The following is a 21,513-nucleotide window of genomic DNA, read 5'->3' on the forward strand; positions in this document are numbered from 1 at the left end:
AACATCTATATATTTTGTCAAACAAAATAAAAACAGGCTATATTTTGTTAATATAGCCTGTATGCACCATTAGGAATACAGATTTCAAATCTTGCTCCTTTTCCATATATCCCCTTTTCAGCGATTTCGAATCCTGTCATTTTTAAAATTTGCTTCGCTAAAAATAAACCCATACCAGTATGCTTCCCAAACCCTTTTTTAAAAATTAAAGATTTTTGAGAATCAGGGATACCCACGCCATTATCTTCATAGATAATGGTGATACCGGTGGAAGTTTTTTGCCAGTCAATATTGATTTCAGTTACTTCTTCTCCTCCATGTGCAACTGTATTGTTGATCATGCTGTACATGACTAATTTGAAGGCAGGGATGCTGATGATGGATATGTTATCGTTGATGATATTAATTTTTATTTTTGAATGAAAAATACATCTTTCAAAAATTTCCGACAAAGTCTGCTCTTGCATTTGGTAACCAGCCCTTTGGAGGCTAGACCATTCATTCAATAAGTTAGTCATTTCATCTAAAGAAGCAGACATCTTCTCAAGCATGTCCAACCTCTTTTGTTCATCTTTCGTCTCCTTAAGAAGATGGGTGTAAGAATTAATTACCAACTGGCAATTTATAATTTCATGCATGAATAATTGATGCATGAAATTCATATATCCTATCTCCTTATTCTTCTCATTAATGATGTTTTGGGGATTTTTAATTACCCCTACTAAATCATTAAGAATTTGCTTAAGAGCTTGCTTAATAACCATCAAATCATCCTTTAGACTGATAAACAGCCTAACTTAAAAAGACTAAATCGTCTTAAGTTAAGCTGTTAATCAATCTTAAATTGTTAATGTCCAAATCTTTTATATTTTATATAATATTTAATTGATTTTGTCAACAAAAACTTTGAATTTATTAATTGCCTCTCTTCGCATAAAATTCCCTTCTTTTTCTTCAGAAGTTATTTCAGCAAAGGTTTGACTGTATCCTTCGGGCATAAAAATAGGATCCCAACCAAATCCATTTGTTCCTTTTGGCTCTTTGGCTATTTCCCCTCTTGTTTCCCCTTTAAATATTTTTAATTCTGCCCCATTAAAATATGCAATACAAGTAATGGCTATTGCTTTTCTGTTTTCTTTAATTAAAGAACAAATTTGTTTTAATGTTAATTTTTTTAAAAAAAATTTAACTAATGCTCCAGGCAAACCATTCAGTTCTTCAAAATATAATCCAGTATCTTCAACAAATACTGGTTCTTTTAATAATTCATAAGCTTGCTTTACTTTGTGAATCGCCACCTCTTCAACATCAACCGACTGAATCTCGTCCAAATCTAAATCTGAATGGCTTAGTTTGATTTCTAAAATCGACTCAAACTCTTTAAGTTTTTGATGATTACCAGTTACGAAAATCATTATTTTTTGGTCACTAAATTATATGCAAAAAATATAAACAAACAAGATGAAGCTAGGATGATTGAAATTATTGCATTAAACATTGAAGAAACAAGAACAAAAAGGGCGGTTATCACCAAGACCCCTTCCTCTGTTTTTGGATTTAGTTTATTCATTAATAATATTATATATTAATTGAGGATAAAAAGCTAGAAAATTTCGGTTTAATTCTACAAGATGATATAATTTTTAATAAATTACATCGAAAACATTAAAGATATTTGGACATCACCATACTTGTTGATCAGAAACACTAACATCATCTATGTACCAAGCAGTTTCGGCATCAGAATCCGATGAAAATCTTAATGTTTGCAAACCATCAAAAGAAGAAGTGTCTATATCTATCCGAGAATATTCTAAAACTTCATAAGAAGACGACCATGCTTCCGTTCCTCCAATCAAAATTGATCTAAATCCAAAAGGAGCAAGTTCCCAGAATGTTAAAGTGTTTACATTAGTAAAGTCAATAGTCTGTTCAATATATGTTGTTGCTGTCCCATCAGTATATACATATGCAAAATATGAACCAGAACGAGCATACTCAGAGTCAGAATAAATACCTGCATCGCTATATGTTGTCCATCCAACATTTCCCAACTCAAATCCTCCATTGATTAAAATTTCACTTCCTCCTCCTGTTTCACTCGCAAACCCAGTTGTAGAATTATAAGAATAAATCGTTGAATCGGATAAAGTAGAACTAATGGTAAAATCAGTTCCGTCTGAGGCGTAAGTATAGTAGCCAGAGACAGGATCAACTGGAAAATTAGGAATGATTGAAGTAATAACAGTGCAAGGAGTAGTTCCTCCACCAATAGTACACACATCTTCCTCGACTGGATATAATCCGTCTACACTTTGAATTTTGTAATAGATAACTGCTCTTCTTATCGTATCAATATCCGTTCTTCTCCTAGCATCATTAGCAGAATTAATTGCTCCATTTACACTAACGATAATTATGCCAGAAAGAATTCCAATGATAGCAATGACGACTAACACTTCAATCAAAGTAAAACCTTTTTTGTTCATTGTTTTAATTTATTATTTTTATTTAATATATTTTAACAAACAAAAAGAAAAAAGAAAAGACTAGGAGTGATGGAACGACACTAGAATTTGTTTGAGGTTAAATTAAACATACTTGACGAATTTACCATTGTCAAGATCGTTAATTTGTGTTAGAATATAGAAAAATAATGACCATTTGGTCTTTTTAAAATACTAATGAAAGTTGCTATAAATATTACTAGAGAGCCATTGGGCGGAATAACTTCTGTTAATTTAAATCTTTTAAACTATCTCCACGGATCAAATATATCTTTCTTGGGTATAGAGTTAAATGCTTTCAGAAAATTTAAATCACCGAAAGTATATAGGCATTTATCTCCTAATTGGTTCGACCATCAAATTATTAGTATTTGCGATTTTTCAATAAATGAAATAACAAAAAACGCCAATTCTCTTAAAGATGTTGAAGAAAAATTTAAATCAATAATAGAAATAGTAAGAGATATTTTAAGAAAAGAAAAACCTGATATTTTTTTAATAAATGGAACGTATTATATTCCATGGATACTATCAATAGCGGCTCGCAAAGAAGGAATTCCGATTATTTTGTGGTACGCAGGAGTTCTTGCAAAAGAGACTGCTCATTTTAAGCAAAACCAAAGAAATATTTTCTTGGAAATGGAAAAAAATATTATTAAAAATTCTTCTTCAATAATTTTTCCTTCTCAAATATGTAAAGACCTGGTTTTAAACGAAATATCGAATTTTAAAAAAGTAAAGGATGGATGCGTTATTCCTAATCCAATATCGCCCGTTTTTACTAAAGAAAAAAAACAAAGCAAATCACGAACAAATAAAATAGTTTTTATTGGTAGAGATGCTCCTATTAAAAATATAGAAGCCTTCATTTCTCTTCATTTATTATTAAAACGAAAAGGATGGAAGCATGAGGCTACGATAGTAAATGGAAAAGAATATAAAGCCATTAAAAATATGCCTAGCGATATAAAGATAGTCCCAATGATGTCTAATGGAGAAATGAGTTCTTTTTATCAAAAACAAGGGTTAGTAATAAGCCCATCCCATTTTGAAACATTTGGCAATGTTCCAGTTGAAACAGCTTGTACGGGAACCCCCGTATTGGTAAATAAAAATATGGGCTGCTCGGAAGTATTTTATCGGGCAGGATTAGAAGAAATGGTTGTAGATTTTGATGATTTAGAATTGGTGGCCAACAAAACCATTAATTTTTGTGGTAAAAAATTAGAATCTTCAAAGGTAAAAAATCTTAAAAATTTAGTAGATTGTGAAAATGTTTCCCAAAAAATAATTAAAATCTTAAAAGATTTCTCTAAAAAATAGTTTATTAATTTTGAAGTTACAGGGTGATTATTAAAAAATATTAAAACTTAATTGAAGTTAAATTATGTATAAAAAAAGACCTACACATTGGTAGGGTTTTAAAACTGTTGAAGTTCTGGTCTGTTCAACTCGCCATAACGGTCCCGAACAACACATTGTTTTTGAGGAATGACGCAAGTGCACATACACTTTGCTCCGTTGGCCGAGCAGTACTGGTCTCCCTTCTCAAAGGAGTAGAATTTGCATATCCCGAAGTCTAGGCCATGGTTAAGGTACAACTGGTAAACCAGCCACCTTGCAGGTAATGGACTCCAAAATATACTTTCTGGAAAGAGCTCCATTAATTTCTCAAATCGTTTCTCAAGATTCGAGCATTTCGCCAAAATCTCAATATATTTCTCTTCAATAATCGGAAGAGCTTCTTCTGGGGTCATCAAAACAAACGCCTCTTTTTTGTTAATCCTGATTAGGGATTAACAAAATAATAACATATTACAATATTAAGTCAATGACAAGAAATAATGAGACAAACTCTAAACCTTTTTAAAGAATATTTTTATAAATTAAGGCTTAATTTTCTTTAATTGATCTAATGAATTTTTTATGAATTTTCCAAATTTACGATCTTTTCTTCTTTTTTCAATATCGGTCATTTCGTAATGCTCAGCTTCTTTTTTTAATTTAATATAATTTAGATATTTTTCTTCGTCTATTTTTTTTGTTCTGACAGCTTCTAAAACAGCACAGCCGGATTCTTGTGTGTGAGTACAGTCGGCGTATTTACAATCTTTGGCCAAAGCAACGATTTTGTCAAAAATATTATCTATTCCGGTATTTGCTCCCGCGACTCCCACCTCTCTTGTTCCCGGATTATCAATGACAATCCCGCCATTTTCTAGAAAATACATTTCTCTAGTTGTGGTTGTATGCTTGCCCTTATGGGTTGAAGAACTTATTTCGTTTGTTTTAATTTTATTTTTTCCGATCAACTTATTTATTAAAGATGATTTTCCTATACCAGATGAACCCAAAAAACAATACGTCTTTCCTTTTTCTATGTAATACATTAATTCATCTAATCCTTGCTCAGAAATCGTACTGGTTGAAATAATATCTATATTATTAAATCTGTTTTTTATTTTATCTATTTTTTGATTTAATTCTGTTTCTAAAATTAAATCAATTTTATTTAGTATAATCATCGGTTTAATTTTGCCCTCATTTGCCAAAACAAGATATCTCTCAAAGCGATTAAGATTATAATCCCTATCAACAGATTCAACAATGAAAGCTGTGTCAATATTAGTAGCAATGATTTGAATATCTTGCTTATTGCTATATTTTTTATAAAGTATGGTTTGTCTTGGTAGGATTTCATGAATAATTGCCATTTCTTTATCAGGCATAGTTACAGCTACCCAATCCCCAACCGCCGGATAATCTTCTCTTTTTGTAGCATTAAATATCTTTTTTCCGGTTACTCTTGCCAAATACTCACCATTTATATCCTTTACTTTGTATGCTCCTTTATATTCAGAAATAACCCTAGCAATTGAATATTTTTCCAATTTTAAAAAATTTCTTTTCGATTCGAAAAAATCATTATAGCCTAAATCTTCAAATTTCATTTTTATTGTCTCATTAGACATACTTTTATTATACTTATAAAATTAGAAAGTACCAATAAAAAGCTCCAAAATCATATCATGGTTACTTAAAAAGCCTTACAAAATAAGGATTCTTATACTGACAGGGGCGATGGGACGAACTCGGAACCTTTTTGAGGGTAGCTATACATAATATTTGACTTTTATAATAAATATGTTATTCTATGGAAAGATATTAGTGGGGGCTTGAAGTTGAACTGCAGAGAATTTCTAGATGAATTTAGTTTCACAGAGTTTAGGCTAAGAATTCTCATATATCTTTGGGAAATAAGACCTAAAAGCTATGAGACAATTAGGGGGGTATCAATTCCCTACCTAAAGGTATCGCCGTTCCTTTTAAGGAAAAAGCTATTCCATTCAAAGTATTCAAGAGGATCGGTGTGGCTTCACAAACTTGATGGACCCTTAATGATATTCATTACTGGTCCAGATAAGTTTTGGAGATATACTATCTTCCATGAATATTGGGAAGGAAAATTACTCAGAGAGAAAAAGAGTAATGAGCAGATCTTTGAAACTGTATTTTCCAAAATACGGTTAATAAGAGAAGCCCTAGATGCTCCCTCTCCAGAGTTCGTTTCTGAAGAAATAAAAAAAGCTGTCGAAGCAATGGTAAATAATTATCATCCGGCAGCTCATGTCGAAGCCATCTTCGAAGAGCTACTATTAGCTAAAGAAGAATTGGCCCCTGATGACTTTATTATTCTTCGGAAAAATATTATGGATCGTCTTAAGTAAAATTAAGACGACTTTTTTATTTAGTAATTTGCAGGGGAGAAAGGATTCGAACCTTCAAAATATAACTAATTCTGAGCGGTGTAGTCGGGTTAAGTACCCGAGGTTACAAGTGTTATAAGGGTATTTTAGCATGAATTTAGGTCTCACTTCAATGTATGTGGCTCTGTAACATTTTCGGTAATAGTCCAAATTGTATAAAAACGACTGTATTGGCGTCTGATTAAAACAACTGTCTTGTCGGATGATTTATAAAAATATCCTGATCCCATTTGATCCGTATATTCATATCCACGATCTTTCATAAACACCTCAACAGCCATTGGTCCACCTTGGCTTTTTGTTAGATATTTATTATCCGAGCCAGACAATTTTACAATATCCGACTTATCAAAAGTTAGTTGGGTAATGCCTTTAATTTGTGGCCAAGGATTACCTTCTTGGAAAATTACTGAGGAATATAAAGATAGAAAAACCCCAACAATCAAAATAATTGCAGAGACAAGTAATAATATCTTTTTATTTTTTGAATAATGTTCAAAAATCATAAGCTATTAATATTACATCAAGAAAACGCTCTTATGATAGAGAAAATAATTTGTCAATTGGAGTTTTTAACTCCTTCGCAATATTAAGCGCTAATTTAAGAGAGGGATTATATTTTCCTTGTTCAAGAAAAACGATAGTCTCTCGTCTTACTCCAACTTTCTCTGCCAGCTCCTCCTGAGTAATACCGAATTTAATTCTATTTTTTTTAATCTCGTTTTTCATCTTTAGGGTTATGTTTACTGTAATATTTAAAAATGAATGAGTAGGTAATCATCAGGATACAAACTGAAAAAGCCAAAGTCATAGCAATAGGTTGATAAAAAGGGTTTGCGTTACTAAGGGCGTACAAGATGAACATAATAATTACTCCAATCCATGATGTCAGTTGGATAGCAAGCAGTGCCGATTTTCCCCCAATTTGGTAATCTCTCTCATCCGCTACAACTTCGATTACTTTTTTCCTTAAATAAAAGAGTGTAAAGGATGATAAACCCAAAACCATGATCGGAATGAAAAAATTACGAAGAACCAAAAACTGACTAAATATAAAAGTCGTGATAACAACTATTCCCAACTTTATTTTGTTGTATGTTTTTAATGTCATATTATTTGTTAATTATTTCTAACTATTTATATGTTAGAAAAACATAACATTATTGTCAAGTAGGCATAGATAAATGGGTTGACTCCGATAATAAATTGTCTTAGCGGAGAGGGAGGGATTCGAACCCTCGGTACGTTTCCGCACACAGTCTTTCCAGGACTGCCAATTAAGCCACTTTTGTACCTCTCCTAACTAAATCTTCATCCCCCTCAAATTAGCCACCCTTTCTTCTACTGGCGGATGAGTTAAAAATAACTTATTAAACCAGCTCTTGCTTTCTTTTCCTCTAAAAGGAGAAGAAATAAAAAGATGGGCATTGGAACTATTAGCTGTTCTTAATCGACTATCGTCTGAGGCAATCTTTTCTAAAGCACTTGCTAGTCCTTCTGGATATCTAGTTAATAATGCTCCTGAAGCATCGGCTAAAAATTCTCTTTTTCTAGAAATTGATAATTGAATTAAAGTTGCGGCAATTGGAGCTAATATCGCCACAGCAATTCCAACAACCATCATAATGGCATTAGAATTAGAGTTATCATCATTATCCCTGTTCCCTCCCCAGAAACTTATTCTCAAGAAAAAATCTGTAATAATAGAAATCACTCCCACCAAAACAACGACCACCGTTTGCAAAAGCATGTCTTTGTTTTTAATGTGAGACAATTCGTGAGCAATAACTCCTTCGATTTCTTTCTTTTCTAATTTTCCTAAAAGACCCTTAGTTACTGCAACTACTGCATGTTTTTCGTCCCTACCTGTAGCAAAAGCATTAGGCTGAGCTTCATTTAGAATATATATTTTAGGCATAGGAATACCAACCGTAATACAAAGATTTTCAACAATTCTATATAGTTCTGGATTATCGCTTTTTTCAATCGGCTTTGCTCCTGTAGACATCAAAACAATCTTATCTGAATACCAATAAGAAGAAATACTAGTTAAAACACTAAAAATAACTGCAATGTATAATATTGCCGAGCTATTCATGATATAACTGAAGAGCCAGCCTAAAAGAATTACAAAAACAAGAAAAAAGGTTATCAAAAACCATGTTTTCCTAACATTAGAATCAGCTATATTATATAGCGTTGGCATACTATTTCTTTTTATCGAGCCCCCTCCTCTTCGTATCCCTTTCGGTGAGCTTATTGAATTTTCTTCTTAGTCTTTTTTTCTGCTTTAAAATACACTTAGAAATATTTTTCATAACTTTAAAATTTAACTTATTAAAAACTGACCTTTGGTGTTATTTTCTCCCCCTCTTCAGCTACAAAAAATTCAGAAGCCTTGAATCCGAACATCTGTGCAATCATATTACTGGGGAACATTTCCAGTTTAGTGTTGAAATCCATAACATTGCCATTGTAAAATCTTCTAGCTGCCTGAATCTTGTCTTCAGTATCTGTTAATTCCTTTTGTAACTCAAGAAAATTAACTGAAGCTTTCAAGTCAGGATAACTTTCTGATAAAGCGAATAAACTCTTTAATGTTCCTGATAAAGCATTTTCCGCCTCTCCTTTTTCTTTTAAACCAGTTGCGGACATAGCTTTGTTTCTTGCTTCAATAACCCTATCAAAAGTTTCCTTTTCGTGAGAAGCATATCCTTTTACTGTTTCAATAAGATTAGGAATCAGATCATATCTTCTCTTTAATTGAACGTCAATATCTGACCAGGCTTCTTTTACCCTGTTTCTTAAAGTAATTAGTCCGTTATATGCCACCATGACATATAATAAAACAACAAATATAGCGGCTAAGATGATAACAATTGTTGACATATTATTTTTTTTTATTTTTAATTATTCTTTTTTTAACTTTTTTGACTTTTTCATTAACAATCTTAGTCTCCTTCTTGAATAAATCATATATTACACCAAATGGCTTGGTTTTCAAGAGCTTCTTTACTGCTTCAATTAATTCTTGAAATAAACTCTTTAATGAATCTACTCCCTCCTCTATTTCATCAATTTCTCCCTTAAGTTGTTTTAATTTTTGAGAAACTTTTAACTCTGGATACTTTTCCGAGGCAGCAAAAGCAGCTCTCAAAACAATTGATAAAACACTACCAGCTTCTTTTTTTTCTTTAACTGTTGTTGCTTCTTCTGCCCTTCTTTTCGCTTCAGAAATGTTCTTCACAAAATCTTTTTCATAAGAAACATATTTTGATATTTCTGAAAGAACCTGATTAGCTAGTTCAATTTTTCTTTTTAAATAATTATCTACTTCTTTAAAAGCCTTAACTGTCTGTTTTTTAACTCTTATTAAAAACAAAAAATTTCCTAAAATGAATAAAAAGAAAAGAATAATTATTATTAATAAAACGTATAGGGTTTGCATATTTATATTATATCAGAAAAAGAAACAAATTAAAGGTTCTTATATATATCGTGCTTGCCGATAGAAATAAAAACCGCGTTATTATCTTCCAATTGAAAAATAATACGGTATTGCATATTTACACTTATTGACCATAAGCCCCTAAGCCTCCCCTTAAGCGGATGCAACCTTAAAGAAGGATGAAATGGACTTTCTTTTAATATTTTTTCTTTTTTAACCGCCAAATCAACGATTTCCCGAGGAAGATCCTCTATATTGTTTAAAAAATCAGAAGCGTAGATAATGCTCTTAATTGTCATTTAATTGAGCTCTATATTTATCAGCATTTTTAACAAGATCAGCAATAGATTTAGCTCTAATAATTTTACCCTTCTTATAATCTTCTCTTGCCCTTTTTGAACATTCCAATAATTCTTCTTCTGAAATCATATCGTCATTCATGGAAAATAAATAGTTGACATACTGACTAACATTACTAAAACCATTTTTTTTAGCATTACGTTTTGCCTTTTTTTCCATTGCTTCTGTTGTTGAAATACTTAAAACTTTGCGCATAGTTTTATATTTTTATTTTATAATACAATTGTATTACAGGATATCGAATCTGTCAACTATTCTTCAATTATTCCCAAAACATCTTCTTCTTTTAAAACCAAACAATTTTTATCTCCTATTTTAATTTCATGAGAAGTATATTTACTAAACAAGATTATATCCCCTTTCTTTATCTCCATTGGTATTGCCTTTCCTTGAGAATTTCTTTTACCAGGACCAACAGCAATCACTTTTCCCTGCTGTGGACCATCCTTTTCGGTTGATTGAAGAAGTAATATTTTTCCTTTATTTTTTTCTTCTGCTTTTAATTGTTCGATGACAATATTGCTTGATAACGGTTTTATCTTCATATTTTTGTTTTGATTATATCAAAAAATCATCCAAATAGCGAACCTAAGTTGTGTTAAATTTTGTACAAAAAAATAAGAAAATGTATCACAGTTAAGTAATAATGGGACGAACTTGGAACCTTTTTGAAGCTAAGTGTTTCTTTTTAGGGACGACATTAAGGCTTCTTTTATTCCATCTCTGATGGGAGCGTCTTTTTCTAAAAGTTTTATTTCTTCAAGAGATACCCATCTGTATAATTGATGTTCTTTACTTAACTCAATTTTTTCTAAATTAGATTCTACTTTATAAAAAACTAGAAGAAGGTCTATATCCTCAACCGTATCTAATCTATGTACAGCATCAACATTAAGAATATTTTTAACTCGAAATTCTTTAATATTAGGAATCTCTTCTCTTAATTCCCTATCCATGGTTTGTTTTATTGTTTCCCCCTTTTCCATTCTTCCTCCAGGAACGTCCCAAAACGTTTTTCCATTAACAGTTTTGAGCATAACCAGAGCTTTATTTTTGGGATTAACTATAACTCCTTTTATTCCTACCTGATATATTTGTAGTTTTTTTTCGTCCATATTCTTTTAAAAAGTTTTACAGAGTTATCATATCACAAAACAAAAACCGACAGAAGTGTCGGCTTAATTTTGCAGGGGCGGTGGGATTCGAACCATCTCAAAACTCTAAGAAAAAAAGAAGTAAATAAAATGAAAGAATTTTGTGATTATTTTATTTTCTGATATTCAAGATATGAGTAAATAAATAGATAAACAATCGAAATGATTAAGGGAACAAACATAAACCATATTGCGTATTGACTAAAAAAAACTCCTAAAAGTGTACTCAAAGCGGTTAGTTTAAACAACTTTTCTCCTAGTTTATGCGTTTTATCCCATACTGTTTCGCTAGCTAACGTCCAAGGTAACTTAATTCCAATCGTATAATTCATTTTAGCATTTTTAAGCAAATCTCCACAAAAATAGAAAAGAAATGCAAATCCGGGCATCAAAACTACATTCATATTCATATTAAAACCCCTATTCCAAGCAATAGTTATAGAATAAAGATAAAGAAAGAAAATATTAAAAGCGAGAATAAAGTTATCGTAAGAATCATAAAATTTCTCGATATTTTTCTTTTGTGGATCTATTTTGGGAATAAAATAGAAAAGAATATTTACAAAAATCATTAAAAAAGGAAAAAAGAAAAGAGCTAAATTTTTATTCATATATCCATCGACATTCCCCTGCCAATTCCAATGCGAAGCCATTTTTGTTGGCATTATGGGTTGAAAATATATAGCAATGGCAAAAGCTAATAGAACCGTAATTATGTTTAAAATTTGTCTTTTATTCATAAAACTAGATATTTATAATCTGTATAAATATCATATCACGCTGTTGACTTTTAACGCAAATCTGATAATATTGCTATATATGAATAGTTTGATAGCCAAACTAATCTCGGGAATAATAGGGATAGGAATATCAGCATATTTTCTTCCTGGCGTAACCTATGATGGTAATTTTAAGACCATAATACTTGTTGGCCTAGTTATCGGATTACTAATGTATTTTGTCAGACCAATTCTTTCACTAGTCACCCTGCCCTTAAGGATAATAACATTGAATCTTTTCTCAATTATTATAATGATGTTTCTGGTCTGGCTAGTTGATTGTTTATTCCCTGCCGATATGTTCGAAATATTCGGAATTAATAATATCTTTTTTACAACCCTAATCATCTGGGGAACTGAACAAATATCCTCAATGGCTTTTAAATAAAATGAACAATAATTTACTTATCGCACAATCAGTAGTTTCGATTTTAATTGTTATCGCTATTCTTCTTCAGCAGAGAGGAACCGCTTTAGGTTCTGCTTTTGGAGGAGGTGGAGAAGTTTACAGCACAAGAAGAGGCATCCAAAAAAATCTTTTATGGGCAACTATAGTCTTGACCATCGCTTTTCTAGCTCTTACCGTGCTAAACTTGGTATACTAATTTAATGAATTTAAAAAATAACAATACTCTTTCCGTCGGCAAGTGGCCGTCGAAAAAGCAATGGCTGCACTTCTTTAAGGTTCTAGAAAAGAAAGAAAAAATTGCCTTTGGCATTCTTTTAACGTTATTTATCTCTTCTCTTATCTTTCTTGTCTCATCATTCTACATTAAAAATACTAATGTAGTTCCCGCAGACTACGGAAGGATAAGAGAGGGGGTATTAGGACAGCCTCAGTTTATTAATCCCCTTTACGCTCCCTTATCAGATATTGATAAAGATTTAACTGAGCTAATCTTCTCTTCTTTAATGACTTTCGATAATAATGGAAACATTGTTCCCGACTTAATTAATGATTATTCTATTGAAGACGATGGAAAAACTATTAATTTTTCCATTAAAGAAAATGCTAAATGGCACGATGGAGTTCCCTTAACAATTGATGACGTTATTTTTACTATTGATTTAGTTCAAGATCCTGAATACTTATCCCCATTAAGAACTAATTGGCAAGGAGTTGAAATTGAAAAAATTTCTGATTACAAAGCACTTTTTAAATTAAAACAAGTTTACAGTGGATTTGAAGAATCTTTAGTTAACTTAAAGATATTACCCAAGCATATTTGGAAAGATGTAAGTGTTCAATCAATAACATCAAATACTCAATTGAATGTTTTATCCCCCATTGGAAGTGGACCATATATGGTTAGTAAAACACTTCAAAGAAACGATAAAAGTATAAAGTCAATGATACTTAATGTAAATAAAGATTATTACGGTAAAGTTCCTCACATTCAAAGAATTGATTTTTATTTCTATAACAACGAAAAAGATTTATTGAATAATCTAAAAAAAGGAAATCTTGATTCAGGAAATATTGAAATCAGTAATTACACAGACAAAAATTTCAAAAAATACAATTTGTATTCATTAGATACTCCTAACTACTTTGCTATATTTTTAAATAACGAAAAGAAACCTTTTGATTCAAAGGAAATAAGACAAGCCTTATCATACATAACTAACAAGCAGGAAATAGCAGACAAAATTTTGGATGGTAAAGGAGAAATAATTGATTCTTTCCTTCTTCCTTCTTTCTATGGATTAAGCGATCCCACCAGTGTATTATCTTACGATGAAGCTAAAGGACAAAATCTTTTAGATAAAAATGGATATACATTAAAAGATGGATTGAGAAAAAAAGTTATAGAAAAATCTAGCGGCTTCAAATTCAGTCAAACCCTACAGATTGGAAGCAACAATGCTGAAGTCAAAAAACTTCAAGAATGCTTGGCTAGTGATTCAGAAATATACCCATCGGGAACGATTTCTGGAAAATTCGGACAAGAAACTAAAACAGCAGTCATTAAATTTCAAGAAAAATACAAAGACGATATTCTTACTCCTAATAATTTAACTGAAGGAACTGGCAAGGTTGCCGGAGCAACAATTAAAAAATTAAATGAAGTTTGCTTCGTTGTCCCTAATGAAGAAATACCATTATCGTTCGTTTTAAAAACTACGGACAATCCAATATTGATTGCAACCGCTAATTTAATAAAAGAACAATGGGAAAAACAAGGAATAAAGATAGAAATACAAACAATGAATGAAAACGATATTAAAAAAGTTATTAGAGAAAGAAACTTTGATATTCTTCTTTTTGGAGAAAAATTAGGAGGCATCCCTGATCCAATTCCCTTCTGGCACTCTTCACAAAGAGTTGACCCAGGACTAAATCTTTCTTTATATCAAAACACTAAAGCTGATCAATTAATGGAGAAAGCTAGAAAATATTCTAACTTTGAGGATAATAATAGAAAAAAGACATTAGAAGACTTACAAAATATTATAATCGATGATGCTCCAGCTATTCCCCTTTTCACAACTAATTACTTGTATTTGATAAATAAGAACGTGAAAGGATTTTTAACTCAAAAAATTATTGAATCATCAAAAAGATTTGTTGATATTTCAAATTGGTATATTAAAGAAAAAAGAGTATGGAAATAGAATTAAAAAATCCTGATATTAGAAAAATAAAAGATATTGAAAGCGTTCTCTTTGACGAAAGAACTGCCAAGGCTATTCCTGAGCAAGAATTATATTACATGTACCGTGGAGTCAAAGAAGAAAAAGGATTAAGATATGATATCACCGTTATCCCTCCATTTTTAATGGGCGATGAATTTGTTAAAACTAAAGGACATTATCACAGTTCGGGAAATTCTGAATTATATATTGTTCTTGAGGGAGAGGCCATCTTTTTAATGCAAAAAGGTGCTGATGAAGTAGAAGATGTTTACGCAATCAAGGCTACAGTTGGTGATGTTGTTATTATAAACAAAGAATATGGACACATAACAATTAATCCTTCGGCTAAAGAAACTCTTAAAATGGCTAATTGGGTAAGTGATAAATGTTGTTCAGACTATGCACCCTTTGAAAACAAAAAAGGTGCCGCCTATTTCTATACTATAAAAGGTTGGATTAAAAATAATAATTACAAAGATGTTCCAGAAATAAGATTTGAAGAACCATTAAAAGAGGTTCCAAAAAATCTCGATTTTTTAAAATAATATGCAAGAAAAAACTATTCTCATAACTGGAGGCTGCGGATTTATTGGTTCAAATGCTTCTAATTACTATTCTAAAAAAGGATATCGGGTTATCGTCTATGATAATCTTTCAAGAGTTGGCTCAAAAGAAAATCTTAAATGGTTAAAAAAAGACAAAAATATCATTATTATTAAGGGAGATATTAGAAATAATAAAAAATTAGAAGAAACTTTTAGAAAATACAAACCTGAATTAGTTTTACATTTAGCTGCTCAAGTAACGATGGTTACTTCGGTCAAAAAACCAAGAGAAGATTTTGAAATTAATGCCCTAGGAACCTTTAACGTCTTAGAAGCTTTAAGAAAAGAAACTCCTAATGCTTCACTACTTTATACTAGTACTAATAAGGTATATGGAGAGATGAATGATTTAGAAACAATAGAAAAAGAAAAAAGATACGAATACAAAAATTTTAATGGAATTTCTGAAAATAGAAATCTTGATTTCCATGGGCCATACGGCTGTTCGAAAGGAACCGGTGATCAATATACTCTTGATTGGGCAAGGATATATGGTTTAAAAACTATTGTCTTTAGACAATCAGGCATATATGGTCCTCATCAGTTCGGAATCGAAGAGCAAGGCTGGCTAGCTTGGTTTATCAATTCCCTACTCTTTAAAAGGCCTGTAACGATATATGGCGATGGAAAACAAGTTAGAGATGTCTTATATATCGATGATGTTTTAGAAGCCTATGATGCAGCATTAACAAATATTAACACTACCAGAGGAAAAGCATATAACATTGGGGGAGGATTAGATTATTCATTATCAATCTGGGAATTATTCGAGATTATAGAAAAACTAGATAAAAATAAATTTAAATATTCATTCGGAGAGTGGAGGCCAGGAGACCAAAAAGCCTACATTTCCGAAATAAGCAAAGCAAAAAGTGACTTTAATTGGTCACCCAAGGTCTCACCACAAGAGGGAGTGGAAAAACTATATAATTGGATTAATGAAAATAAAAAATCCATTATTAAATCGGGTGTTTTCCCTCAAAATTATCCGATAGTAAAATAAATATGATAAACGAAACACAAACAGAAACAAAAAAACACACACAACACGCTCGGCATAATGATGGAAGAAAACAATACCACCATAAAAGACCGACTGTAAAAAAGAACTACATTAAACAACCACAGCCTAACGATGAATCAGTAAGAATTATTCCTCTAGGAGGATTAGGAGAGGTTGGTAGGAACATGATGGTTTTAGAATATAAAGAATCTATATTAATTATTGATGCTGGTTTCCGTATGCCTGAAGAAGACATGCCAGGAATCGATTATATTATTCCAGATATTTCATATCTTTTAGAAAATAATAGATATAAAAAAGTTGAAGGAATAGTAATAACCCACGGTCACTACGATCACATTGGAGCAATTCCATATGTTGCCCACAGAATTGGCAATCCTCCCATTTATGCCGCTCCTCTAGCTCGTGGAATTATTATGAAAAGACAGGAAGAATTTACTGACCATCCTAAGCTAGACATTAATGAAATCAAAAATGGTTCTATTGTAAAACTAGGAGAATTTGAAGTAGAATTCTTTAGACAGAACCACAACATTCCTGACAATATGGGATTATTTATCAAGACTCCCGTCGGAAATTTTGTCCACACTTCTGATTTCAAATTTGACAACTTCCCTGTTAATGAAGAACCAACTGATTTTAAAAAATTAGAAGAAATGGGAAGAAGAGGAATCACTCTTTTAATGTCTGATTCAACTGGAGCCGAAGAAGAAGGGCACTCTTTATCAGAAAAAGAAATCTTTGAAAACATGAATAAGATTTTTGAATCTGCCAAAGGAAGAATAATTATGGCCACCTTCTCTTCTCTTGTTAATAGAGTCCAGCAAGCTATTACCATTGCTGAAAAGCATGGACGCAAGGTTGGTTTTATCGGACACAGCATGAAAAGCAACGTAGAAATATGTAAAAAGCTAGGATACTTAAAATCTCAAAAAGGAACTATTTTAAAAAAGGTAGCAGATGCAAACACATTGCCAGACAAAAATGTTGTTATTCTTTGTACTGGAGCTCAAGGCGAAGAAAATGCTGGACTAATGAAAATAGTAACCGGAGAACATCCTTCAATTTGCATTAAGCCGGGAGATACAATCATCTTCTCATCTTCAGTTATTCCTGGAAACGAAAGGACTGTTCAAATGCTTAAAGATGATCTAATGAGACAAAAGGCTAATGTGTTCCACTATAAGATGATGGATATTCACGCTGGAGGCCATGCCAAAAGAGATGAATTAAAGCAAATGATAAAATTGATGAACCCTAAATTCTTTATGCCGGTTCACGGACAATTCTCTATGCTTTTCGCCAACTCAAGATTAGCTCAAGACGAATGCGGAATGAAAGAAGAAAATATTATTCTTGCTGATAATGGACAAATAATAAATATTACTCCAGAAAAAGCTTACATTGAAAAAAGAGTTGTTCCATCAGAATATATTATGGTTGATGGTCTTGGAGTTGGAGATGTTGGAGAGATTGTTTTAAGAGACAGACAAATGCTAGCAAAAGACGGTATCTTTGTTATAATAGCAGTAGTAAATAGGAAAACAGGAAAAGTTCAAGACTCTCCTGATATTATTTCCCGTGGTTTTGTTTACTTAAGAGAATCAAAAGATCTTCTCTATCAAACAAGAAAGAAAATTGTTCAGACGATTGAAAAAGCAACTGACTCAGGACAGGTTGTTAATTGGACATACATAAAAGACAACGTCAGAAATACTTTAGGAGATTTCCTTTTCCAAAAAACAAAAAGAAGACCGATGGTTCTACCAGTAATAATCGAAGTGGGATAATATGAAAGTTAAAAAATCAATAATTGCTGGAGGAGTCGTTATCAACGAATACGATGAAGTTATTGTCGTTAGCCAAAAAGGAAATAGCTGGTCGCTACCTAAAGGACATATTGAAAATAATGAAACAGAATTAGAAGCGGCGATAAGAGAGATTTATGAAGAATCGGGAGTTAAAGGTTTGAAATTAATAAAAAATCTCGGACAATACGAAAGATACAGTATGGACAATCAATCAGAAATGAAATTAAGAACCTTTTTCCTTTTCAAAACTTTGAAACAAAAATTATGCCCAATTGATCCTGAAAACCCAGAAGCAATATGGGTCGATAAAAACAAAGTTAGTGAAACATTAACGCATCCAAAAGATAAAGAATTCTTTTTAAAAATATTAAAAGAAATATAAAAATATGAAAGTATTTTCGGGAATTAGGCCTACGGGCGAAATACATTTAGGAAATTATTTAGGAGCAATCAAACAATGGATTAGTCTTCAAGATAAAGAAGACTGCCTTTTCTGTATTGTTGATTGGCACGCTATTACTACTCCCTATGATGAAAAAACTCTTCAAAAGAAGATGTTTGATTTGACTACCACATATTTAGCGGTTGGCTTAAATCCTGACAAATGTAATCTCTTTATTCAATCAGACGTTAAGGAGGTTGTTGAATTGCAATGGCTATTAGGAACTATTACTCCCTTCGGAGAATTAAGTCGCATGACCCAATTCAAAGATAAATCAAAAAAACATCCTGAATATATTAATGCTGGATTATTCAATTACCCTGTTTTAATGGCTGCTGATATCCTTCTTTACGACACTGATATTGTTCCAATTGGAAAAGATCAAACTCAACACGTTGAATTAACTAGAAATATTGCTGAAAAATTCAATAAGAAATATGGCAAAGTCTTTAAATTACCAAAAGCTTTCGTTCCAGAACAAGGAGCAACGATTATGTCTCTTCAATTTCCTGAAAAGAAGATGTCAAAAACTGATGACGTAAAAGGATGTATTGGTTTATTCGATACGCCAAAAGAAATAAAAGAAAAGATAATGTCAGCAACCACTGATTCGGGAAAAGAAATTAAATACGACACAAAAAACAAAAAAGGAATTTCTAATTTAATGACCATCTATTCCCTATTCTCTGATAAAACATTCAAAGAAATAGAAAATGAATTTAAAGGAAAAGGATACGGTGACTTCAAAAAATCTCTAGCTGATTTACTAATTGAGAAATTAGAACCGATAAGACAAAAAAGAAAAGAACTAGAAAATAATCCTGAATATATTAATAGAGTTCTAGAAAAAGGAGCGAAAAAGGCTAGAAAAATCGCTGAAGAAACAATGGAGAAAATTAGAAAGAATATGGGATTGAAATAATTTAATATTGTGTATAAAAAAGAGGACATATTTAACATTGTGTCCTTTTTTATTTGAATACCTCTTGTTTTGATTTTCTACCAACCACCTTAAACAAGGGTCTATTGTTGGCGATAAAAAATGCCTCATTTGTCAACTTTCTTTGGATAGACAATTTTAATCTTCTGCCGTTGGATTTATTATTATTTTCCATCGGAGGAATATATGATTTTATCAGTTTTTGCTGAAAAATATTTACTCCCTCTTTTATTTTTCCAAAAAATCTTAAGATGCAAATGCAATAATATTTTTTAGAAAAATCATCATAGGCAGATATAGAACCAACTAAAAAGCGTGCAGTTCCATTGAAAACTGCGTTAAGACTTTTTTCAATCGCCTCACACTCTTTTGTTTTAATTGGAAAAGAGCGTTTTTCTCCATCGTATTCGATGATCAAATACGATTTTTCGGTACATATATGCAGGTCTCCGGCCTTAAAAGCCCTATTGATTTCCCTGCAAAAACGTCTATCTTCAATTCCCTCAAGGCTATCTTCAATTCCCTCAGGGATTAAATCCAGACCCATGAAATCTTCTTCGAATTCGATAAAATCCAATTTCATATGTCCAGACCTCCTAAGGACGAACAACTCTTGTATATTATAAATAAGATAAAAAATCAAGCCCTACTGGGCTTGAATTATCTCTTCTATTTCTTTTAATTTTTCTTCCATTATTTCTTTAGTCTTCCCTTCAACAATTAATCTCAGTATTGGTTCAGTATTAGAAGCTCTAATAGAAAACCACCAATCATCAAAATCTATTCTGACCCCATCAATTGTTAATAATTTTCCATCAATATATTTTTCTTTTACTTTATTGATAATCTCTTCTTTATTGTCAGCCTTAAAGTTAATTTCTCCAGAGTGATAATATTTCTCAAATGGCTCTATTAATTCTGATAATTTCTTTCCTGTCTTTTTAATTTCTTTAAGTATTGTAAAAATTACAAAATAAGGAGCTTCGTAATAACTACCACTTTGTCTTAAATAGTAATGACCGGCATATTCTCCTCCAAAAATGATATCCTTTTCCTTCATTAAAGCTTTAATAAAGGAATGTCCCACTTTACTTATTATCGCTTCGCCTTTCAGACTATTAATTGTTTCTCTGACAACATTACTGCAACGAATATCGTAAAGGATTTTATTGTTTGGATTATCTTTAAGAATTAATGAAGACATTAAAGATAAAATCATATCCGAAGGAATAACATTTCCTTTTTCATTAATAAAGAAAACCCTATCTCCATCTCCATCAAGAGCTACCCCAAAGTCAGCCTTGTCTTCAATAACTTTTTTTTGGAGCTTTTCTATATTTTCTTTTTTATGCGGATCAGGCTCATGATTAGGAAAATCACCGTCAAGTTCACTAAAAATATGCGTAAGATTAACTTGATTAAACATTTTAGGAACAAGAACACCTGAAACACTGTTAGCTGTGTCGACAATCATTTTTATATCAAAACTATCTTTTTCTTTATTGATAGAGATATAATCGTCTGAAACATCTTTTCTAATAATTTTTCCAATCTTTTCAACCTCGATAAAATTATTAGAAAGAACTAATTCTTTTATTTCTCCTATCCCAGAATCCCCGCTTAAAGGAATAGCTTCTTCTCTTACCATTTTAAATCCGTTGTATTGTTTGGGATTATGACTGGAGGTAATGTTAATCCCTCCATCATATTTATAGTTAGCAACTGAAAAATAAAGCGTTGGCGTGGCCGACAAACCGATATCAATAACATTAGCTCCTTGGCCGATTATTCCTTTTTTTAATTCATTAAAAAGAGAATCTGAAGATTTTCTATTATCACGCCCTACTACTATCTGTGGATTATCCTTATTCGAAACTTTTTTAATAAATACCGCAAAAGCAGCCCCTATTTTATAAGCCGTTTCTTCATTAATTTCTTCAGGATAGATACCCCTAATATCGTATGCTTTAAATATTTTTTGATTTAACATGTAAATTACATATTAATTTTACATTAAAATTGGAATTGCTGCAATAAAA

The 21,513-nt window shown here is 31.6% G+C and carries 27 protein-coding genes; 10 read left to right on the top strand and 17 right to left on the bottom strand.

The genetic code is table 11. From position 1 onward, the window contains the following. Window positions 1-47: 47 nt before the first annotated feature. The 3 genes from PLD14_00240 to PLD14_00250 form a co-directional block, all read right to left on the bottom strand. Complete coding sequence (locus PLD14_00240) at window positions 48-764, bottom strand: HAMP domain-containing sensor histidine kinase (GenBank protein ID HPR79643.1); 717 nt, start codon at window positions 762-764, stop codon at window positions 48-50. A 117-nt stretch (window positions 765-881) separates the two neighbouring features. After that, complete coding sequence (rdgB, locus tag PLD14_00245; protein HPR79644.1) at window positions 882-1,415, bottom strand: RdgB/HAM1 family non-canonical purine NTP pyrophosphatase; 534 nt, start codon at window positions 1,413-1,415, stop codon at window positions 882-884. 267 nt (window positions 1,416-1,682) lie between these two features. Continuing rightward, window positions 1,683-2,489 carry a prepilin-type N-terminal cleavage/methylation domain-containing protein gene (locus PLD14_00250; GenBank protein HPR79645.1) on the bottom strand — a complete coding sequence of 269 codons (807 nt, stop codon included), beginning with the start codon at window positions 2,487-2,489 and terminating at the stop codon, window positions 1,683-1,685. Window positions 2,490-2,684: 195 nt separating this feature from the next. On the opposite strand from PLD14_00250, the gene PLD14_00255 reads away from it, so the two are divergent. Continuing rightward, the gene (locus PLD14_00255; protein HPR79646.1) at window positions 2,685-3,830 is read left to right on the top strand and encodes a glycosyltransferase; all 1,146 of its coding nucleotides are present in this window, start codon (window positions 2,685-2,687) and stop codon (window positions 3,828-3,830) included. Window positions 3,831-4,393: 563 nt separating this feature from the next. Here the strand turns inward: PLD14_00255 and rsgA are convergent. Then, on the bottom strand, window positions 4,394-5,479 hold the full coding sequence (rsgA, locus tag PLD14_00260) for a ribosome small subunit-dependent GTPase A (GenBank protein ID HPR79647.1): 1,086 nt from the start codon (window positions 5,477-5,479) through the stop codon (window positions 4,394-4,396). A gap of 426 nt (window positions 5,480-5,905) precedes the next feature. On the opposite strand from rsgA, the gene PLD14_00265 reads away from it, so the two are divergent. Then, window positions 5,906-6,235, top strand: coding sequence for a hypothetical protein (locus PLD14_00265; GenBank protein ID HPR79648.1), 330 nt, complete (start codon window positions 5,906-5,908; stop codon window positions 6,233-6,235). 143 nt (window positions 6,236-6,378) lie between these two features. Here the strand turns inward: PLD14_00265 and PLD14_00270 are convergent, their stop codons facing one another. The 11 genes from PLD14_00270 to PLD14_00320 form a co-directional block, all read right to left on the bottom strand. Further along, the gene (locus tag PLD14_00270; protein HPR79649.1) at window positions 6,379-6,780 is read right to left on the bottom strand and encodes a hypothetical protein; all 402 of its coding nucleotides are present in this window, start codon (window positions 6,778-6,780) and stop codon (window positions 6,379-6,381) included. A gap of 31 nt (window positions 6,781-6,811) precedes the next feature. Continuing rightward, on the bottom strand, window positions 6,812-7,003 hold the full coding sequence (locus PLD14_00275) for a helix-turn-helix transcriptional regulator (GenBank protein HPR79650.1): 192 nt from the start codon (window positions 7,001-7,003) through the stop codon (window positions 6,812-6,814). Beyond that, complete coding sequence (locus tag PLD14_00280) at window positions 6,987-7,385, bottom strand: DUF2178 domain-containing protein (GenBank protein ID HPR79651.1); 399 nt, start codon at window positions 7,383-7,385, stop codon at window positions 6,987-6,989. Before PLD14_00280 ends, PLD14_00275 begins: the two co-directional genes overlap by 17 nt. Before the next feature lie 192 nt (window positions 7,386-7,577). Continuing rightward, a complete protein-coding gene (locus PLD14_00285) occupies window positions 7,578-8,480 on the bottom strand; it encodes a M48 family metallopeptidase (GenBank protein HPR79652.1) in 903 nt (300 codons plus the stop codon). 131 nt (window positions 8,481-8,611) lie between these two features. Beyond that, window positions 8,612-9,163: a LemA family protein gene (locus tag PLD14_00290; protein HPR79653.1), complete on the bottom strand. Its 552-nt coding sequence runs from the start codon at window positions 9,161-9,163 to the stop codon at window positions 8,612-8,614. A 1-nt stretch (window position 9,164) separates the two neighbouring features. Then, window positions 9,165-9,722 carry a LemA family protein gene (locus PLD14_00295; protein HPR79654.1) on the bottom strand — a complete coding sequence of 186 codons (558 nt, stop codon included), beginning with the start codon at window positions 9,720-9,722 and terminating at the stop codon, window positions 9,165-9,167. 29 nt (window positions 9,723-9,751) lie between these two features. Continuing rightward, a complete protein-coding gene (locus PLD14_00300) occupies window positions 9,752-10,021 on the bottom strand; it encodes a type II toxin-antitoxin system mRNA interferase toxin, RelE/StbE family (GenBank protein HPR79655.1) in 270 nt (89 codons plus the stop codon). Continuing rightward, window positions 10,011-10,277, bottom strand: a complete 267-nt coding sequence (locus tag PLD14_00305) for a hypothetical protein (GenBank protein HPR79656.1) — start codon at window positions 10,275-10,277, stop codon at window positions 10,011-10,013. The genes PLD14_00300 and PLD14_00305 overlap by 11 nt, the downstream gene beginning before the upstream one ends. Before the next feature lie 56 nt (window positions 10,278-10,333). Continuing rightward, on the bottom strand, window positions 10,334-10,627 hold the full coding sequence (locus tag PLD14_00310; protein ID HPR79657.1) for a co-chaperone GroES: 294 nt from the start codon (window positions 10,625-10,627) through the stop codon (window positions 10,334-10,336). A 129-nt stretch (window positions 10,628-10,756) separates the two neighbouring features. Further along, the gene (locus tag PLD14_00315) at window positions 10,757-11,197 is read right to left on the bottom strand and encodes an NUDIX domain-containing protein (protein HPR79658.1); all 441 of its coding nucleotides are present in this window, start codon (window positions 11,195-11,197) and stop codon (window positions 10,757-10,759) included. 146 nt (window positions 11,198-11,343) lie between these two features. Next, a complete protein-coding gene (locus PLD14_00320) occupies window positions 11,344-11,976 on the bottom strand; it encodes an SdpI family protein (GenBank protein HPR79659.1) in 633 nt (210 codons plus the stop codon). 79 nt (window positions 11,977-12,055) lie between these two features. Here PLD14_00320 and PLD14_00325 point away from each other — a divergent pair, with 79 nt between their 5' ends. Genes PLD14_00325 through trpS form a run of 8 tightly spaced genes read left to right on the top strand, consistent with a single transcriptional unit; the run spans window position 12,056 to window position 19,456 of the window. Then, a complete protein-coding gene (locus PLD14_00325) occupies window positions 12,056-12,403 on the top strand; it encodes a phage holin family protein (protein ID HPR79660.1) in 348 nt (115 codons plus the stop codon). A 1-nt stretch (window position 12,404) separates the two neighbouring features. Continuing rightward, window positions 12,405-12,620, top strand: a complete 216-nt coding sequence (gene secG, locus PLD14_00330; GenBank protein HPR79661.1) for a preprotein translocase subunit SecG — start codon at window positions 12,405-12,407, stop codon at window positions 12,618-12,620. A gap of 4 nt (window positions 12,621-12,624) precedes the next feature. Further along, window positions 12,625-14,631: an ABC transporter substrate-binding protein gene (locus tag PLD14_00335; GenBank protein ID HPR79662.1), complete on the top strand. Its 2,007-nt coding sequence runs from the start codon at window positions 12,625-12,627 to the stop codon at window positions 14,629-14,631. Beyond that, on the top strand, window positions 14,622-15,197 hold the full coding sequence (locus PLD14_00340; GenBank protein HPR79663.1) for a glucose-6-phosphate isomerase family protein: 576 nt from the start codon (window positions 14,622-14,624) through the stop codon (window positions 15,195-15,197). Before PLD14_00335 ends, PLD14_00340 begins: the two co-directional genes overlap by 10 nt. A gap of 1 nt (window position 15,198) precedes the next feature. Then, a complete protein-coding gene (locus tag PLD14_00345) occupies window positions 15,199-16,260 on the top strand; it encodes an SDR family NAD(P)-dependent oxidoreductase (GenBank protein HPR79664.1) in 1,062 nt (353 codons plus the stop codon). Between the two features lie 2 nt (window positions 16,261-16,262). Beyond that, window positions 16,263-18,071: a ribonuclease J gene (locus PLD14_00350; GenBank protein HPR79665.1), complete on the top strand. Its 1,809-nt coding sequence runs from the start codon at window positions 16,263-16,265 to the stop codon at window positions 18,069-18,071. A 1-nt stretch (window position 18,072) separates the two neighbouring features. Next, a complete protein-coding gene (locus PLD14_00355; protein ID HPR79666.1) occupies window positions 18,073-18,474 on the top strand; it encodes an NUDIX domain-containing protein in 402 nt (133 codons plus the stop codon). 4 nt (window positions 18,475-18,478) lie between these two features. After that, a complete protein-coding gene (gene trpS / locus PLD14_00360) occupies window positions 18,479-19,456 on the top strand; it encodes a tryptophan--tRNA ligase (protein ID HPR79667.1) in 978 nt (325 codons plus the stop codon). A 49-nt stretch (window positions 19,457-19,505) separates the two neighbouring features. Here the strand turns inward: trpS and PLD14_00365 are convergent, their stop codons facing one another. After that, complete coding sequence (locus PLD14_00365; protein ID HPR79668.1) at window positions 19,506-20,057, bottom strand: hypothetical protein; 552 nt, start codon at window positions 20,055-20,057, stop codon at window positions 19,506-19,508. Between the two features lie 63 nt (window positions 20,058-20,120). Then, window positions 20,121-21,464, bottom strand: a complete 1,344-nt coding sequence (locus tag PLD14_00370; protein HPR79669.1) for a phosphomannomutase/phosphoglucomutase — start codon at window positions 21,462-21,464, stop codon at window positions 20,121-20,123. Window positions 21,465-21,513 lie beyond the last annotated feature (49 nt).

It is taken from the genome of Candidatus Pacearchaeota archaeon, from assembly GCA_035404185.1.
Classification (GTDB): Bacteria; Patescibacteriota; Minisyncoccia; order Minisyncoccales; family Minisyncoccaceae; genus UBA2211.

Bases quoted from the DNA above. Each gene is read 5' to 3' on its own strand.
- PLD14_00250 (HPR79645.1), bottom strand. From the start codon at position 2,489: ATGAACAAAAAAGGTTTTACTTTGATTGAAGTGTTAGTCGTCATTGCT.
- PLD14_00275 (HPR79650.1), bottom strand. From the start codon at position 7,003: ATGAAAAACGAGATTAAAAAAAATAGAATTAAATTCGGTATTACTCAG.
- PLD14_00285 (HPR79652.1), bottom strand. From the start codon at position 8,480: ATGCCAACGCTATATAATATAGCTGATTCTAATGTTAGGAAAACATGG.
- PLD14_00300 (HPR79655.1), bottom strand. From the start codon at position 10,021: ATGACAATTAAGAGCATTATCTACGCTTCTGATTTTTTAAACAATATA.
- trpS (HPR79667.1), top strand. From the start codon at position 18,479: ATGAAAGTATTTTCGGGAATTAGGCCTACGGGCGAAATACATTTAGGA.
- PLD14_00320 (HPR79659.1), bottom strand. From the start codon at position 11,976: ATGAATAAAAGACAAATTTTAAACATAATTACGGTTCTATTAGCTTTT.
- PLD14_00310 (HPR79657.1), bottom strand. From the start codon at position 10,627: ATGAAGATAAAACCGTTATCAAGCAATATTGTCATCGAACAATTAAAA.
- secG (HPR79661.1), top strand. From the start codon at position 12,405: ATGAACAATAATTTACTTATCGCACAATCAGTAGTTTCGATTTTAATT.
- PLD14_00355 (HPR79666.1), top strand. From the start codon at position 18,073: ATGAAAGTTAAAAAATCAATAATTGCTGGAGGAGTCGTTATCAACGAA.
- PLD14_00265 (HPR79648.1), top strand. From the start codon at position 5,906: ATGATATTCATTACTGGTCCAGATAAGTTTTGGAGATATACTATCTTC.
- PLD14_00340 (HPR79663.1), top strand. From the start codon at position 14,622: ATGGAAATAGAATTAAAAAATCCTGATATTAGAAAAATAAAAGATATT.
- PLD14_00280 (HPR79651.1), bottom strand. From the start codon at position 7,385: ATGACATTAAAAACATACAACAAAATAAAGTTGGGAATAGTTGTTATC.
- PLD14_00345 (HPR79664.1), top strand. From the start codon at position 15,199: ATGCAAGAAAAAACTATTCTCATAACTGGAGGCTGCGGATTTATTGGT.
- PLD14_00240 (HPR79643.1), bottom strand. From the start codon at position 764: ATGGTTATTAAGCAAGCTCTTAAGCAAATTCTTAATGATTTAGTAGGG.
- rdgB (HPR79644.1), bottom strand. From the start codon at position 1,415: ATGATTTTCGTAACTGGTAATCATCAAAAACTTAAAGAGTTTGAGTCG.
- PLD14_00305 (HPR79656.1), bottom strand. From the start codon at position 10,277: ATGCGCAAAGTTTTAAGTATTTCAACAACAGAAGCAATGGAAAAAAAG.
- PLD14_00255 (HPR79646.1), top strand. From the start codon at position 2,685: ATGAAAGTTGCTATAAATATTACTAGAGAGCCATTGGGCGGAATAACT.
- PLD14_00335 (HPR79662.1), top strand. From the start codon at position 12,625: ATGAATTTAAAAAATAACAATACTCTTTCCGTCGGCAAGTGGCCGTCG.
- PLD14_00365 (HPR79668.1), bottom strand. From the start codon at position 20,057: ATGAAATTGGATTTTATCGAATTCGAAGAAGATTTCATGGGTCTGGAT.
- rsgA (HPR79647.1), bottom strand. From the start codon at position 5,479: ATGTCTAATGAGACAATAAAAATGAAATTTGAAGATTTAGGCTATAAT.
- PLD14_00350 (HPR79665.1), top strand. From the start codon at position 16,263: ATGATAAACGAAACACAAACAGAAACAAAAAAACACACACAACACGCT.
- PLD14_00370 (HPR79669.1), bottom strand. From the start codon at position 21,464: ATGTTAAATCAAAAAATATTTAAAGCATACGATATTAGGGGTATCTAT.
- PLD14_00295 (HPR79654.1), bottom strand. From the start codon at position 9,722: ATGCAAACCCTATACGTTTTATTAATAATAATTATTCTTTTCTTTTTA.
- PLD14_00325 (HPR79660.1), top strand. From the start codon at position 12,056: ATGAATAGTTTGATAGCCAAACTAATCTCGGGAATAATAGGGATAGGA.
- PLD14_00290 (HPR79653.1), bottom strand. From the start codon at position 9,163: ATGTCAACAATTGTTATCATCTTAGCCGCTATATTTGTTGTTTTATTA.
- PLD14_00315 (HPR79658.1), bottom strand. From the start codon at position 11,197: ATGGACGAAAAAAAACTACAAATATATCAGGTAGGAATAAAAGGAGTT.
- PLD14_00270 (HPR79649.1), bottom strand. From the start codon at position 6,780: ATGATTTTTGAACATTATTCAAAAAATAAAAAGATATTATTACTTGTC.